Consider the following 14,310-nt stretch of genomic DNA (forward strand, 5'->3'; position numbering starts at 1 on the left):
ACCATCGCGCTGCACGCTCTGCGTGTGTGCGCTCGCAGCCATTGAACATCCCGCCCCGCGCCATAGAATAGCGGCATGACACCCGCCCCCCTCAATCTCGTCAAGCTCAGCGTCGGATCGGACAGCGTGGAGAGCATGGCCGCGTGGCAGGCCTCGCGCCGCGCGCAGGGCGAGGACGGCCTTCCGCGCCACGTGACGCGCATGTGGCCCAAGCGCGAGGCCGAGCTTCTCGAGGGCGGCGGCTCGATCTACTGGATCATCCAGGGCGTGCTTCAATGCCGCCAGCGCATCCTGCGCCTCGACGAGGTGATCGGCGGCGACGGCATCCGGCGCTGCGCCATAGTGCTCGACCCCGAGATCGTGCGCACCGGCACTGCGCAGAAGCGTCCGTTCCAGGGCTGGCGCTATCTGCCCGGCACCGACGCGCCCGCCGATCTTCCCGCGCAGCGACGCGACGAGGACGCTCTGCCGGCCGATCTCAGCGCCGCGCTCGCGGAGATCGGTGTGCTCTGAGCGCAACACAAGCGCCCCTCCGCGCAGGGGGAGCCTCACGACTCATCACGAAATCCGGCGCAAATCTGCCTATCAGAAAACGCCTGCAAACCCCTGATTTACGGGGCATTTCAAACAACGGCCCACCCTCTGCCCCGCACAACTTCTGAACTCGGCAGTTTACCGCCGACAAAAATCACAGTTTCTTGAAACCAACCGGCCCTGACGCCAGTTGCATCCCGTAAGCCGATCCTAAATAGGGGCTTATGAGGCGCGCTTCCGGAGCCACCGGACGCGTCGGAACACAGAAAGGATTTGAACATGAAGTACCTGCTCTCCGCAGCCGCTGCATCGGCCCTGATGGCCGGCACCGCCTTCGCCGGCAACCTCGAGCCGGCACCCGCCGAGCCCGTCATCGCACCGGCACCGGCGCCGACCTTCACCTCGCCGAACTGGACCGGCTTCTACGCGGGTGGCCAGTTGGGCTACGCTGACGTCGACACCGATCTCGCAGGCGTCGATGGCGACGGCTTCATCGGTGGTCTGACCGCTGGTTACGACTACGATCTGGGCGACTGGGTCATCGGTGCCGGTCTCGACTACGACTGGACCGACGTCACGCTGAGCGGCGCCAACCTGGACGTCGACAACGTGTTCCGCGCCAAGCTGCGCGGCGGCTACAAGCTCGGCAACGGCCTGCTCTATGCAACCGGTGGTTACGCGAATGTCGACGTCGAGACCCTCGGCGACGAAGACGGCTACTTCGTCGGCGCAGGCTACGAGCACATGGTCACCGAGAACATCTCGCTCGGCGGCGAAGTTCTGTATCACCAGTTCGACGGCCTGCCCGCTGGCGGTGTCGACACCGATCCCGAAGCGACCACCGCGCAGGTCCGCGCGACGTTCCGCTTCTGATCAGGCGTGCCAGGCCGCAACGCCCGGCAACCGCCAAAACGAAACGCGCGGCCCGTTCGGGTCGCGCGTTTTTCTTTGTCCGGCACGTGGGTCCCAAGGCGCTCAGTCGACGCCCAGCTTGACGATCAGATCGGCCATGACGCCCCTCTCGGCGTCGCTCAGCGCGGCCCGGCGCGCGCGGAAAAGAGTCGCCTGACTGCGCAGGATCACTCCGTCCTCGAGCAATTTCAGATGGTTGGCGCGCAGCGTGTCCCCGGTCGACGTGATATCCGCGATCGCCTCGGCGGTCTCGTTCTTGACCGTGCCCTCGGTCGCGCCCTGGCTGTCGACGAGCCGGTAGTCGGCGACGCCGTTCTCGCGCAGGAATTCGCGCACCAGCCGGTGATACTTGGTCGCGATGCGCAGACGGTGGCCATGCACCTCGCGGAACGCCGCCGCGACCGCATCGAGATCGTCGAGCGTGCCCACATCGACCCAGGCCTGCGGCACCGCCAGCACGAGATCGGCATGCCCGAAGCCGAGTTCCGCAAGTGGCTCCACCCGGTCCTGCCAGGCGGCGAGGTTCTCGCGCACGAGATCGGTGCCCGTCACGCCCAGATGGATGCGCCCCGCCGCCAGCTCGCGAGGGATTTCCCCGGCCGAGAGGAGCACGAGTTCCACATCGCCCGCGCCCTCGACCACGCCCGCGTATTCGCGCTCGGACCCGGTCCGGCCCAGCGTCACGCCCCGCGCGCCGAACCAGTCGAAGGTCTTCTCCATCAGCCGCCCCTTGGACGGCACGCCCAGACGCACGCTCATGCCGCACCTCCCGCGCTCAGCCGCGCGACGAGGCCCGGACGGATCACGCCGCCCACCGCCGGAATCTCGCGCCCCGCGCCCAGCCTGCGCGTGAGCGCATCATAGCGCCCGCCCGATGCGACGGGCGGCAGATCGGGATGCGCCTCGCTGGTGAAGCCGAAGACGAATCCGTCGTAATACTCCATCTGCGCGCGCCCGTAGGAGGCCTCGAACGGCAGCGTGCCCACGTCGATCCCGCGCGCATCGAGCGCGTCCATCCGCGCCGAGACCGCATCGACCGCGCCGCGCAGCGCGGGCATGTCGACGGCGATGTCGCGCAGCCGCGCCAGGGCGTTGGGACAGGTCTCGCGCACAGCGAGCAACGCCGAGAGAAGCTCGACCTCACCTTCCGAGATCGGCGCGGCCTCGGCATCGGCGCGCAGGGCCGCGATACGCGCCGAGATCTCGGCCTCGCCGCGCAGCCCGATCAGCGGATGCGCATCGGCCATCGGGTCCGCCGCGGCCAGAAGCGCGGCGCGGCTGGCCGGAACGGGCGCGCGGCCCGAAAAGCGCTCGATCAGCGCGCGGAACCGGCGCGGGCGCCAGACATGGCGGCGCAGCGCCGCCTTGCGCGCCTCGGTCGTCCCGAGCCCGTCGATCGCGGCCATGAGAATGCCGATATCGCCCGTCGCGGGCGCAAGGCCAAGCGGCGCGAGGATCCCGTGGATCAGCGCGAATACCTCGGCATCCGCCTCTGGTGGGGCGGCCGCGCCCATGACCTCGTAGCCGACCTGGAAATACTCGTTGGCGCGGCGCGGATCGTCCTCCTGCCGGCGAAAGACCTCGCCCGCATAGGTGTAGCGCGCGGGCTCGGCGGCGCTCTCCATATGCATCTGCACCACGGGCACGGTGAAATCGGGGCGTAGCATCTGCTCGCCCTTGAGCGGATCCGAGGTGACATAGGCGCGCGCGCGGATATCCTCGCCGTAAAGGTCGAGAAGCACATCGGCGGGCTGAAGGATGGCCGTCTCGACCACCTCGGCGCCCGCCGCCTCGAAAACGGCGCGCAGCCGGGCGGCCTCCGCGCGGATCGCGGCGCGGCCGGGCTGGTCGGGCAGATCCATCATGACGCGGATCCGGCGAGGATCTCGCGCACCTTCGCGACCATCTGATCGCGCGGCACCTCGAACTGGCTGGGCCGCTCCTTCCATTCCTCGAGCGTCGCGCTCTCGGCGATCCGCGCGCCGAGCACCAGATCCTTGATCTGCACCACGCCCGCCGCCTGCTCGTCCGCGCCCTCGATGATGGCGACGGGGCTGCCGCGCTTGTCGGCATATTTGAGCTGATTGCCGAAATTCTTCGGATTGCCCAGATAGACCTCGGCGCGGATGCCCGCGGCGCGCAGCTCGCCCACCATCGCTTGGTAATCGGCCATGCGCGCGCGGTCCATCACGGTGACGACCACCGGGCCCGCCGCCGCCGCCTCCGCCGCGCCCTGCCCGCGCGCGGCCAAAGCGGCCAGAAGCCGGTCCACGCCGATGCTGACGCCGGTCGCGGGCACGGCCTGACCGGTGAAGCGCTTGACCAGATCGTCATAGCGCCCGCCGCCCGCGACCGAGCCGAACTGGCGCTTCTGGCCGTCCTCGTCGAGAATCTCGAAGGTCAGCTCCGCCTCGAAGACGGGTCCGGTGTAATAGCCAAGGCCGCGCACGACCGAAGGGTCGATCTCGATCCGGTCGGCACCATAGCCCTGCGCCGCCACCAACGCCGCGATCTCCTCGAGCTCGTCCACGCCCTCTGCGCCGGTTTGCGATCCGGCGACGGCGGCACGCAGATTGGCCAGTGTCGCCGCCGTGTCCGCACCTTTCGACGTCAAAAAGGCGATCACCGGCTCGGCCTGCGCGGACCCTAGGCCCACGCCGTCGATATAGGCCCCCGACGCATCGAGCCGCCCTTTGCCCAGAAGCTGGCGCACGCCCTCGGCTCCGACCTTGTCGAACTTGTCGATCGTGCGCAGGACCGCGTCGCGCTGGCCCTGATCCTCGAGGCCCATGACCTCCAGCACCCCGTTCAGAACCTTGCGGTTGTTCACCCGCACCACGTAATCGCCGCGCGCGATCCCCACCGTCTCGAGGCAATCGGCCAGCATCGCGCAGATCTCGGCATCCGCCGCCACGCTGGGCGCTCCGATCGTATCCGCATCGCATTGATAGAATTGACGAAACCGGCCCGGCCCCGGCTTCTCGTTGCGCCAGACCGGCCCCATCGCGTACCGCCGATAGGGCGTTGGCAGATCTTCCTTGTGCTGCGCATAGACGCGCGCCAGTGGCGCCGTCAGATCGTAACGCAGCGCCAGCCAGTCGCCCGGCTTCTCGCCTTCGTCTTCCTGCCAGGCGAAGACGCCCGCATTGGGGCGCTCGACATCCGGAAGGAACTTGCCCAGCGCCTCGACCGTCTCGACGGCCGAGCTGTCGAGCGCATCGAAGCCGTAATGGTGATAGATGCGCGCGATCGCCTCCAGCATGGCGGCACGGCGCGTCACCTCGGCGCCGAAATAGTCGCGGAACCCCTTGGGCGTCTGCGCCTTGGGGCGCGGGGTCTTTTTCTGCTTGGCCATCACCTGATTTCCTGAAGCTGCATCCGTTGCTGCGCGGTCTAGCCCAAGCACCGCCGCCCGGCAAGGCGGGCGGGTCCGGGGCTTCATCTTGGCGAAAATTCTCATGGCGGCCGGCTGCGGGCGCCGATCCGCTTGACGCGGCGCGGGGCGCGGGCCACACCGGACGCATGGAACGCCTCGAGGAACAGATTGCCCATCTTTTGCGCGCCGTCGACGATCTGTCGGACACGGTGGCGCGGCAGGATGCCGAGATCGCTGTGCTCACCCGCCGCGTCGAGATGCTGATGCGCCGCGAGGCCGAGCGCGAGAGCGATACGGGCGGCTCGGTCACGCTCGGGAACGAGAAGCCGCCGCATTGGTAAAGGCCTGACTTTCGGCCTCCTGCGCGGTCGCCATGAGAATGAAGTCTGCCATCCGCCGGAAGGTGGCGGAGGGCCGCTCTTTGGGCGTCAGATCCAGATGTCCATGCAGCATTCCACGCTGTTCGAGCAAAGTCATGCGCGCGCCCATCTTCTGTGCCAGCATCCGCACGCCTTTGACCGAGACGCGCGGATCGTCAGGATCGTGCTGTGCGAGTGCGACGACGCGATCATTTGTGTCAACAAGATCGGGATAATCGTAGCCGCCCGACGTGGCGAATATCCCGTCGAGCCGCGGCTGCGTCAGACCGAGCGCCGGTGGCGAGAACGCAAGATTGAAAGCGGTTATTCCGCCCGCGGACGCGCCGCCCGCGACGCGCTCCACGCCCCAGCCATATTTCGCGGCGTTCCGGTCGGCCCAGTCCAAGAACGCGAGCCCGTCCTCGAGCGCAGCGAGCGAGCGTTCCCCGCAGAGCCCCGAACGGATGAGCCCTGCGCGTCGCGCTTGAAATCCCTCGAGATTAGCACGCAGCGTCTCCGATAGGTCGCCCTCGAGCGCGCGCAGCCGATAGCCAACCGACGCGACAGCGATCCCTGCCTGCGTCAACCGGCGGCCCAGCTTATGAGCGATTTTCATGTCATGGCTGCCGAATTTGAACGCGCCGGCATGAAACCAAACGAAGAGCGGCGGCGGCTTGTCGGCGGCGCCATCCGGCAGGTAGAGGCCGGCCGGCAGCGCGACCTTTGCGCCGTTCAGAGACGCATGACCATAAACTATCTCATGTTTTATCATATGGCGCGCACATGTCAGAGGTCCTGCACGTCCATCACGCCGTCGAGGCTCTTGATCGCGCCCTTGATCTGGGGCGTCACCGGATAGTCGCGCCCGGCCGAGATTTCCACCTCGCCGGGCAGGCCATCGGCCATGAGGCAAAAGCGGATCGGCCCCGGGCGGGCCGCGCGGGCCGCCTGCGCCGCGCCGTCGAGCACGCGCGCGACCGAGGCGAGCGCGCCCGGCTCCTCGACAAAGATCAGAAGGCCGAGGCTGCCCGCATCCGCGACGACCCCGTCGATGGGCGCGACCGAGCGCGCGAGCAGCTTGAGTTGCTCCGCCTCCATCGTCGCCTCGACGGTCACCACGACCTGCGCGCCCGTCTCGATATGCTCGCGCGATTTCTCGAGCGTTTCGGAGAACATGGTGACCTCGTAGCCGCCCGTCGCGTCGCTGAGCTGGACGAAGGCGAAGCGGTTGCCGCGTGCCGATTTGCGCTCCTGACGGCCCGCGACGATCCCGGCCATCTTGACCACGCAAGGCGATTTGGCGGCCTGCACCATCACCTCGTCCAGCGTCTTGACCTGCTTGCGCTTCAGCGCCGCCATGTAATCGTCCAGCGGATGGCCCGAGAGGTAAAAACCCACGGCCTTGAATTCCTCGGTCAGCCGCTCGGCGGGCAGCCAGTCGTCGACCGGGGGCAGGCGCGGCTCGGGCAGATCCTCGCCCGCCTCGCCGAAAAGCGAGACCTGAGCCGAATTCTTCTGGTCGTGGATCGCGGCGGAGTAGTTCATCAGCGGCTCGACCGCCTCGAAGACGCGGCGGCGGTTGCGGTCGATCTCGTCGAAGGCGCCCGAGCGGGCGAGCATCTCTAGCGGCCGCTTGCCGATGCGCTTGAGATCGACGCGGCGCGCGAAATCGTAGAGCGTGGCGAAGGGCCGTCCGCCCCGGCCCTCGACGATCAGCTTCATCGCCTCGACGCCCACGTTCTTGAGCGCGCCGAGGCCGTAATGCAGCACGCCTTGCCGCACGACGAACTGCGCGTCCGAGCGGTTGACGCAAGGCGGCGCCCAGTCAAGGCCCAGCCCCTTCTTCACTTCCTCGAAATAGACCGAGAGCTTGTCGGTGAGGTGGATATCGCAATTCATTACCCCGGCCATGAATTCGGTCGGGTGGTTCGCCTTGAGCCAGGCGGTCTGGTAGCTGACCACCGCATAGGCGGCGGCGTGCGATTTGTTGAAGCCGTAATTGGCGAATTTGTCGAGCAGGTTCCAGACTTCCAGCGCCTTGGCGTCATCGACGCCGTTCTTCTTCGCGCCGGCGATGAATTTGGGCCGTTCGGCATCCATCGCGGCCTGGATCTTCTTGCCCATCGCGCGGCGCAAAAGGTCGGCGCCGCCGAGCGAATAGCCCGCCATCTCCTGCGCGATCTGCATCACCTGTTCCTGGTAGACGATGATGCCCTGCGTCTCGTCGAGGATATGGTCGATCGAGGGATGCAGCGTGTCGCGCTCGGAAATCCCGTTCTTCACTTCGCAGAATTTCGGGATGTTCTCCATCGGGCCGGGCCGGTAGAGCGCCACGAGCGCGATGATGTCCTCGATGCAGTCGGGCTTCATGCGCTTGAGCGCATCCATCATTCCCGAACTTTCCACCTGGAAGACCGCGACGGTCTTCGCCTTGGCATAAAGCTCGTAGGTCTTGGCATCGTCGAGCGGGATCTGACCGATATCGTTCTCGGCGCCCTCGAAGGGCTCGTAGATGGTGCTGCCATCCGCCGCGATATGCAGATCGCGCCCCTCGCCGTGGATCTGCTCGATCGCGTTCTGGATCACCGTCAGCGTCTTGAGGCCGAGGAAGTCGAACTTCACGAGGCCCGCCTGCTCGACCCATTTCATGTTGAACTGCGTCGCCGGCATGTCCGAGCGCGGGTCCTGATAGATCGGCACCAGCGCATCGAGGGGCCTGTCCCCGATCACGACGCCCGCGGCGTGGGTCGAGGCGTTTCTGAGCAGACCTTCGACCTTCATCCCGTATTTCAGAAGGCGGTCCACCACCTCCTCGTTCCGTGCCTCCTCGCGCAGACGCTCCTCCTGGATCAGCGCCTGTTCGATGCTGACGGGCTTGACGCCCTCGACGGGGATCATCTTGGAGAGGCGGTCCACCTGCCCGTAGGGCATTTGCAGCACGCGGCCGATATCGCGCACGGCGGCCTTCGACAGAAGCGCGCCGAAGGTGATGATCTGCCCCACCCGGTCGCGGCCGTATTTCTCCTGAACGTAATGGATCACCTCCTCGCGGCGATCCATGCAGAAGTCGATGTCGAAATCGGGCATCGAGACCCGCTCGGGGTTCAGGAACCGCTCGAAGAGGAGCGAATAGCGCAGCGGATCGAGGTCGGTGATGGTCAGCGCATAGGCGACGAGACTGCCCGCACCCGAGCCGCGCCCCGGGCCCACGGGAATGTCGCGATCCTTGGCCCATTTGATGAAGTCGGCAACGATCAGGAAATAGCCCGGAAAGCCCATGCCCTCGATGATCTGAAGCTCGAATTCGAGGCGTTTCTCGTATTCCTCGACGCTCACCGCTTGCGGGATCACGGCCAGCCGCGCGGCCAGCCCCTCGCGCGCCTGCCGGCGCAGCTCGTCCACCTCGTCATCGGCGAATCTGGGCAGGATCGGATCGCGGCGATAGGCGGCGAAGGCGCAGCGGCGCGCGATCTCGACCGTGTTCTCGATCGCCTCGGGAAGATCGGCGAAAAGCGTCACCATTTCCTGCGCCGTCTTGAAATTATGCTGCGGCGTCAGGCGGCGGCGCGGGGCGGCTTGATCGACATAGGCGCCCTCGGCCACGCAGAGCATCGCGTCGTGCGCCTCGTACATGTCGGATTTCGGGAAATAGACATCGTTGGTCGCAACGAGCGGCAGGTCCATCGCATAGGCCATCTCGACGAAGCCGCGTTCCGAGGCGGCCTCGGCCTCGGGCAGCCCGTCCTCGCCCGGATGACGCTGAAGCTCGACATAGAGGCGGTCGCCGTAGATCTCGGCGAGCTGGCGCATCAGCGCCTCGGCCGCGTCGCGCTGCCCCGCGCGCAGGAGCCGCCCGACGGGTCCATCCGGCCCGCCGGTGAGGCAGATGAGGCCCTCGGAAAACTCGGCCAGCTCCGTGCGGGTGACATGCGGCAGCGTTCCGCCCTCGCGCAGATAGAGCGCCGAGTTCAGTTTCATCAGGTGCTCGTAGCCCTGCTCGGTCTGGGCCAGCAGCACGATGGGCGCAGGCGTCGCCGGACGCTCGCCCGGGGCCACGTCGATATAGCCGAGATCGAGCTGACAGCCCATGATCGGCTGCACCCCCGCCTCGGCGGCGCCGACGGCGAATTCGAGCGCGGCGAACATGTTGTTCGTGTCGGTCACCGCGACGGCGGGCATGCCCGCCGCGACGCAAAGGCCCGGCAGTTTCTTGAGGCGCACCGCCCCTTCGAGGAGCGAGTATTCGCTATGGACACGCAGATGGATGAATCGGTGGGGGCTGCTCATGGCGCCACTCTAGGCGAGGGGTGCGCGCATCGCCAGAGGAAGCGGCGCCGCTCTCGCCGCGTCAGCGCAGTCAGTTCAGTGCTGCGGAGCCGCGTGACAGGCGCCGCGAAATGCGTCACGCTGGACGCCGAGACCGCTGCACCCAGAGGAGAGAGAGCCATGCCCCAGCGCACCCGGCTTCCCGAGGCCGCATCCATCGCCGAGCCCGAGAGCGGCGCGCGCCTCACCGCGCCTTCGGCGCTGCGCAATGCGCCGGTCATCGCCGAAATGCTCGCCGTTCACGGACCGCACGAGGGCCAGGCGCTCGAACTGGCGAGCGGCACCGGCCAGCATGTGCGCGCCTTCGCCGCGCATCTGCCGCATATCGAATGGCAGCCTTCGGAGATCGACCCCGAGCGCCGCGCCAGCATCGACGCCTGGGCGGATGCATCCAACATCCGCCCGGCCATCGCGCTCGACGCGACGGCGCCCGGATGGGGCGCCGATCATCCCGGGCAGGACATGATCGTGCTCGTCAATCTGCTGCATCTCATCAGCGCGCCCGAGACGCATGTCCTGTTCCAGGAGGTGTCCGCCGCGCTGAAACCCGGCGGGTTCTTCGCGCTCTACGGCCCCTTCCTGCGGGACGGGGCCTGCGTGTCGGAGGCGGACGCCGATTTCCACGCCAGCCTCACCGCCAGCGATCCCGAGATCGGCTACAAGGACGTGGCCGATGTCCGGCGCTGGATGCAGGCAGCGGGCCTGCACGCCATGACGCCCCTGCCGATGCCCGCGAACAACCTGATGATCCTCGCGCACAAGCCGCTGCACTGAGCCGCATCACCGCTGATAGGTGATCTCGCCGCCGCAGATGGTGACCATGGCGCGGGCCGTCGCGACCTCCTCGGGCGCGAGCGCCTCCAGATCGCGGTCCATCACCACGATATCGCCCATCTGCCCCGGCACGAGCTCGCCCTTGCGTCCCTCGTTGAACTCCACCCAGGCGTTGCCCGACGTGTAGGACCAAAGCGTGTCCGCCAGGCTTTGCGGGCGCACGTCCCACGGCGCGCCGGGCTGCATCGGTGCGACGGCGCATTGGATGTTGCGCATCGGATCGACGGGAATGACCGGCCAGTCGGTCGAGAAGATGACGGGCGTGCCGGTATCGCGGATGCGCTGCCAGGCGCAGGTATAGGGGTATTGGTCGTCATGCAGGATCGTGCCCTGCGGGATCATCGGGAAGTAATCGCCGACCGCCGCATGGCGCGGCTGCATCGAGGCGACGATATCGAGTTGCCTCAGGCGCGCCAGATCGTCGGGGTGGATCACCTCGATATGCTCGATCCGGTGGCGCGAATCGCGGGGTCCGTTCGCGTCGCGCGCGGCGGCATAGCCGTCGAGCGTGCGGCGCACCGCCATGTCGCCGATGGCGTGCACGCTGATCTGGAGCCCCGCCGAGTCGATGCGCCGGCAGGCCTCGTTGAAATGCTCGGGCTCGAAGACGGGCTCGCCCACATTGTCGGTGCCGGGATAGGGCCGCGTCATCCACGCGGTGCGCGTATCGAGCACGCCGTCCATGAACATCTTGACCCGGCCGGACCAGACCTTGTCGCCGGTGTAGCGCCGGTGCATCTCGGCCGCCTCCTCGAGCCGATCCAGAGGATCGTAATTCTTGAGATGGAAGGGCACCTGCATCCGGCATTTCAGATCGCCCGACGCCTCGAGATCGCTCAGGAGTTCGAGCTGATAGAAATTGCCGTCCATGTTGTGCATCGTCGTGATGCCGTGGCTCGCGGCATGGGCGAGGCCCTTGGCGATCAGGCGCCGGTCGGCGGCGCGCTCCTCCTCGGTCGCGGGCGGCTCGGGCTCGGAGCCGGTGACATAGCCGAGCATGTCGCGCCCGCCCGTGCGGCTCAGCCTCAGGACCGGGCCGAACGCGCCCGTCTCCTGCAATTCGCCCGTGGCGTTGCCGCCCGCCTCCATCACGATCACGCTGCCCTCGGGCACCGGCGCGCCGTGCAGAAGGCCCGCCTCGCGCAGCGCCGCCGTGTTGGCCCAGACGGTATGGATATCGGGCGCCAGAAGCGCCAGTGGCCGGTCCGCGAGGATCGCGTCGAGATCGTGCCGCGTCGGGTTGCGCCCGTCCATGAGGCCGTAGATCGTGCTGGTCCCGAGGATCATCGGCTCGTCGGGATGGGCCTGTGCATAGGCGCGGATGGTGCGCGCGGCGCCCTCGGCGCTCGTCACCCCCTCCATCGACACGAATTCGAGGGCGGCGGAGCCCTGGAAGAGGTGCACGTGACTGTCGATGAGGCCGGGCATGACGGTGCCGCCCGCCGCGTCGATCACGCGCGCGCCCGGCCCGGCCAGCGCGCGCATCTCGGCGTTCGTGCCGACGGCGAGGATCGTGCCGCCCGCAATCGCGACGGCCTCGGCGCGCGGCGCCTTGTCGTCCATCGTCAGAACCTTGCCATTCAGGATTACCAGATCCGCCTTGCGCGCCATATCGCCCTCTTGTTCCAGCGCGGGCGACGCCCGCGATACCTATCAGATCGCGGATCAATCTGCGGCATCGCGCGGTCCGGGTAAATACCCCTCGCCGCGCACCGCGCCGCTGCGCGCGGCGCGACATGCCGGGGCCATGGGGTATTTACCTTTCGGCCCGCCCCGCCCTAGTCTGGCTGGACGCGGCGCCGCCGGAATCGCCTTGGGGGCCAATAAACAAAGGGAATGACGCCAGATGCAGCAGTCTGCCCAGCATGCCGAAACCGCGCCGGAGGCGGCGGAGGACGTGATGATTCACGCCGGCCATGTGACCAAGACCTTCGGCCAGGGCGCCGGCAAGATCACCGCGCTCGACGCCGTTTCGGTGGATATCCGCAAGAACGAATTCTTCACCCTTCTGGGCCCCTCGGGCTGCGGCAAGACCACGCTTTTGCGGCTCATCGCCGGGTTCGAGTTGCCCGATGGCGGGCAGATCCTGCTCGACGGTCAGGAGATCGGCCACCTGCCGCCCTACAAGCGGCCCGTGAACACGGTCTTTCAGTCCTACGCGCTCTTTCCGCATATGAGCGTCGCGCGCAATATCGGCTTCGGCCTCGAGATGCAGGGCCGCCCGAAATCCGAGATCAAAGAGGCGGTAGAGCGGATGCTGGCGCTGGTGCAGATGGAGCATCTGGCGAGCCGGCGCACCGATCAGTTATCCGGCGGACAGCAGCAGCGGGTCGCCCTCGCCCGCGCGCTCGCGCCGCGCCCCAAGGTGCTCCTGCTCGACGAGCCGCTGTCGGCGCTCGATCTCAAGCTGCGCAAGGAGATGCAAATCGAATTGAAGCGCCTTCAGAGCGAGACGGGTATCACGTTCGTCTTCGTGACGCATGACCAGGAAGAGGCGCTGACCATGTCGGACCGCATCGCGGTCATGAAGGCGGGCGCGATCCTTCAGGTGGGCCGCCCCAAGGAGATCTACAACAATCCCGCGCGCCGCTTCGTTGCGGATTTCATCGGCGATATCAACATCCTCGAAGGCGATCTGGCCGAGCAAGGCGCGAAGGTGGTCCTGCCCGGCGGCACCAAGGTGGGCGCGGTCCTGCCCGAGGGCGCGGCCCGCGAGGGGCGCGTGTCGGTGGCGATCCGCCCCGAGAACATGGGGCTGACCGCGCCCGACGCGCCCGATGCGGCGATGAAGGGCCGTGTCGGCAACATCGTCTATTTCGGCGCGGGTCATAACGTCCATGTGGAGCTTGCCGGAGGCGGCGAGGTGATGGTGCGCCGCGCGCAAACCGATGCCGAGATCGGCAGCGAGGTGGGCCTCACGGTGCCGGATGCCGTGCAGGTGCTGGTGGACTGATGATGGATATCGCCTCCACGCCCCCGAGCGCCGCCGAGACGAACGCGCGTCTCGAGGCGGCGCGCAGCCAGCTCGAGGCGGCGGCGCGCCGCCGCCGCTGGCAGCTTCTGGCGCCCGCGCTGCTCGCCATCGGCCTTTTCGGGATCTTCCCGCTCTCGATCACGCTGATCTATTCCTTCCTCAGCCCCGGCACCTATGGCGGCGTGACGTGGGAATTCTCGACCGACGCCTATGTCCAATTCCTGTTCGAGCGGGACATCTTCGACGACACGCTCACCTTCTCGGGCACGTATCTGAGCATCTATGGCCGCTCGATCGGGCTCGCGTTCGGGGCCACGCTCGGCGCGCTCCTGATCGGCTTTCCCACCGCCTATTTCATCGCGTCGAAGCCGCTCGAGCAGCGCAATTTCTGGCTCTTCCTCATCACTCTGCCCTTCTGGGTGAACCTTCTGATCCGCACCTACGCGATCCTCCTGCTGATCCGCGACGAGGGTTTCGTGAACATCGGCCTCATGACGATCGGCATCACCGACAGCCCCATCGGCATGCTCTACACCGACTACGCCGTCTTCGCGGGGCTGATCTACAGCTACCTGCCCTTCATGGTGCTGCCGCTCTACGCCTCGCTGGAAAAGCTCGACTTCCGCCTCGTCGAAGCCGCCTACGATCTTTATGCCAGCCGCTTTCAGGTGCTGCGCCATGTCATCATCCCGATGGCCAAGCCGGGCATCGTCGCGGGCTGCATCCTCGTCTTCATTCCGGGCCTCGGCGCCTATATCACGCCCACGCTTCTGGGTGGCGGCAAGGAGCTGATGATCGGCAACCTGATCGAGCTGCAATTCTCGGGCTCGCGCAACTGGCCCTTCGGCTCGGCGGCGGCACTGATCCTGATGGTGGTCGTGATGGTCTCGCTCATCATTTACGTCCGCTATTCGGGCAAGGAGGCACGCGGGCATGGCTAAGCCGACCTACACCCCCGCCACCGTGGCAAGCCCCGATCCCGTGCCGCCCAAGAA

At 67.2% G+C, this 14,310-nt stretch carries 12 protein-coding genes; 6 read left to right on the forward strand and 6 right to left on the reverse strand.

What is annotated here, in order from left to right; translation table 11 throughout:
* Positions 1–75 precede the first annotated feature (75 nt).
* Both ACGRVM_RS05290 and ACGRVM_RS05295 read left to right on the forward strand, forming a co-directional pair.
* Positions 76–513 (forward strand): DUF1489 family protein, encoded by a 438-nt coding sequence (locus tag ACGRVM_RS05290; RefSeq protein WP_377167958.1) that lies wholly within the window; start codon positions 76–78, stop codon positions 511–513.
* Between the two features lie 300 nt (positions 514–813).
* A complete protein-coding gene (locus tag ACGRVM_RS05295) occupies positions 814–1,407 on the forward strand; it encodes an outer membrane protein (protein ID WP_377167956.1) in 594 nt (197 codons plus the stop codon).
* A 102-nt stretch (positions 1,408–1,509) separates the two neighbouring features.
* Here ACGRVM_RS05295 and hisG read toward each other — a convergent pair whose 3' ends face one another.
* From hisG to hisS, 3 genes are read right to left on the reverse strand one after another with little or no spacing between them, the layout of a single operon-like run.
* Entirely contained in the window at positions 1,510–2,205 is a 696-nt protein-coding gene (hisG, locus tag ACGRVM_RS05300) for an ATP phosphoribosyltransferase (protein ID WP_377167954.1), read from the reverse strand.
* The gene (locus ACGRVM_RS05305) at positions 2,202–3,311 is read right to left on the reverse strand and encodes an ATP phosphoribosyltransferase regulatory subunit (RefSeq protein WP_377167952.1); all 1,110 of its coding nucleotides are present in this window, start codon (positions 3,309–3,311) and stop codon (positions 2,202–2,204) included. Before ACGRVM_RS05305 ends, hisG begins: the two co-directional genes overlap by 4 nt.
* On the reverse strand, positions 3,308–4,801 hold the full coding sequence (hisS, locus tag ACGRVM_RS05310) for a histidine--tRNA ligase (protein ID WP_377167950.1): 1,494 nt from the start codon (positions 4,799–4,801) through the stop codon (positions 3,308–3,310). The genes ACGRVM_RS05305 and hisS overlap by 4 nt, the downstream gene beginning before the upstream one ends.
* A 167-nt stretch (positions 4,802–4,968) precedes the next feature.
* Between hisS and ACGRVM_RS05315 the strand changes: the two genes are divergently transcribed.
* Entirely contained in the window at positions 4,969–5,163 is a 195-nt protein-coding gene (locus ACGRVM_RS05315) for a SlyX family protein (protein WP_377167948.1), read from the forward strand.
* On the opposite strand, the gene ACGRVM_RS05320 is transcribed toward ACGRVM_RS05315, so the two are convergent.
* Both ACGRVM_RS05320 and dnaE read right to left on the reverse strand, forming a co-directional pair.
* Positions 5,129–5,953 carry an alpha/beta hydrolase gene (locus tag ACGRVM_RS05320; RefSeq protein WP_377167946.1) on the reverse strand — a complete coding sequence of 275 codons (825 nt, stop codon included), beginning with the start codon at positions 5,951–5,953 and terminating at the stop codon, positions 5,129–5,131. The two genes, ACGRVM_RS05315 and ACGRVM_RS05320, sit on opposite strands and share 35 nt — an antisense overlap.
* A 14-nt stretch (positions 5,954–5,967) precedes the next feature.
* Positions 5,968–9,468, reverse strand: coding sequence for a DNA polymerase III subunit alpha (gene dnaE / locus ACGRVM_RS05325; protein WP_377167944.1), 3,501 nt, complete (start codon positions 9,466–9,468; stop codon positions 5,968–5,970).
* 159 nt (positions 9,469–9,627) lie between these two features.
* Here dnaE and ACGRVM_RS05330 point away from each other — a divergent pair, with 159 nt between their 5' ends.
* On the forward strand, positions 9,628–10,281 hold the full coding sequence (locus ACGRVM_RS05330) for a DUF938 domain-containing protein (RefSeq protein WP_377167942.1): 654 nt from the start codon (positions 9,628–9,630) through the stop codon (positions 10,279–10,281).
* 6 nt (positions 10,282–10,287) lie between these two features.
* Here ACGRVM_RS05330 and ACGRVM_RS05335 read toward each other — a convergent pair whose 3' ends face one another.
* A complete protein-coding gene (locus ACGRVM_RS05335; RefSeq protein WP_377167940.1) occupies positions 10,288–11,952 on the reverse strand; it encodes an amidohydrolase in 1,665 nt (554 codons plus the stop codon).
* Positions 11,953–12,187: 235 nt separating this feature from the next.
* Between ACGRVM_RS05335 and ACGRVM_RS05340 the strand changes: the two genes are divergently transcribed.
* On the forward strand, positions 12,188–13,294 hold the full coding sequence (locus ACGRVM_RS05340; protein WP_377167938.1) for an ABC transporter ATP-binding protein: 1,107 nt from the start codon (positions 12,188–12,190) through the stop codon (positions 13,292–13,294).
* Complete coding sequence (locus ACGRVM_RS05345) at positions 13,294–14,256, forward strand: ABC transporter permease (protein ID WP_377167935.1); 963 nt, start codon at positions 13,294–13,296, stop codon at positions 14,254–14,256. The genes ACGRVM_RS05340 and ACGRVM_RS05345 overlap by 1 nt, the downstream gene beginning before the upstream one ends.
* Positions 14,257–14,310 lie beyond the last annotated feature (54 nt).

The sequence above is a fragment of the Roseovarius aquimarinus genome, assembly GCF_043661195.1.
GTDB lineage: Bacteria > Pseudomonadota > Alphaproteobacteria > Rhodobacterales > Rhodobacteraceae > Roseovarius > Roseovarius aquimarinus.

Coding starts and splice junctions, on each gene's coding strand:
- ACGRVM_RS05315 (WP_377167948.1), top strand. CDS start 4,969: ATGGAACGCCTCGAGGAACAGATTGCCCATCTTTTGCGCGCCGTCGAC.
- ACGRVM_RS05335 (WP_377167940.1), bottom strand. CDS start 11,952: ATGGCGCGCAAGGCGGATCTGGTAATCCTGAATGGCAAGGTTCTGACG.
- dnaE (WP_377167944.1), bottom strand. CDS start 9,468: ATGAGCAGCCCCCACCGATTCATCCATCTGCGTGTCCATAGCGAATAC.
- ACGRVM_RS05290 (WP_377167958.1), top strand. CDS start 76: ATGACACCCGCCCCCCTCAATCTCGTCAAGCTCAGCGTCGGATCGGAC.
- ACGRVM_RS05345 (WP_377167935.1), top strand. CDS start 13,294: ATGATGGATATCGCCTCCACGCCCCCGAGCGCCGCCGAGACGAACGCG.
- hisG (WP_377167954.1), bottom strand. CDS start 2,205: ATGAGCGTGCGTCTGGGCGTGCCGTCCAAGGGGCGGCTGATGGAGAAG.
- ACGRVM_RS05330 (WP_377167942.1), top strand. CDS start 9,628: ATGCCCCAGCGCACCCGGCTTCCCGAGGCCGCATCCATCGCCGAGCCC.
- hisS (WP_377167950.1), bottom strand. CDS start 4,801: ATGGCCAAGCAGAAAAAGACCCCGCGCCCCAAGGCGCAGACGCCCAAG.
- ACGRVM_RS05295 (WP_377167956.1), top strand. CDS start 814: ATGAAGTACCTGCTCTCCGCAGCCGCTGCATCGGCCCTGATGGCCGGC.
- ACGRVM_RS05340 (WP_377167938.1), top strand. CDS start 12,188: ATGCAGCAGTCTGCCCAGCATGCCGAAACCGCGCCGGAGGCGGCGGAG.
- ACGRVM_RS05305 (WP_377167952.1), bottom strand. CDS start 3,311: ATGATGGATCTGCCCGACCAGCCCGGCCGCGCCGCGATCCGCGCGGAG.
- ACGRVM_RS05320 (WP_377167946.1), bottom strand. CDS start 5,953: ATGATAAAACATGAGATAGTTTATGGTCATGCGTCTCTGAACGGCGCA.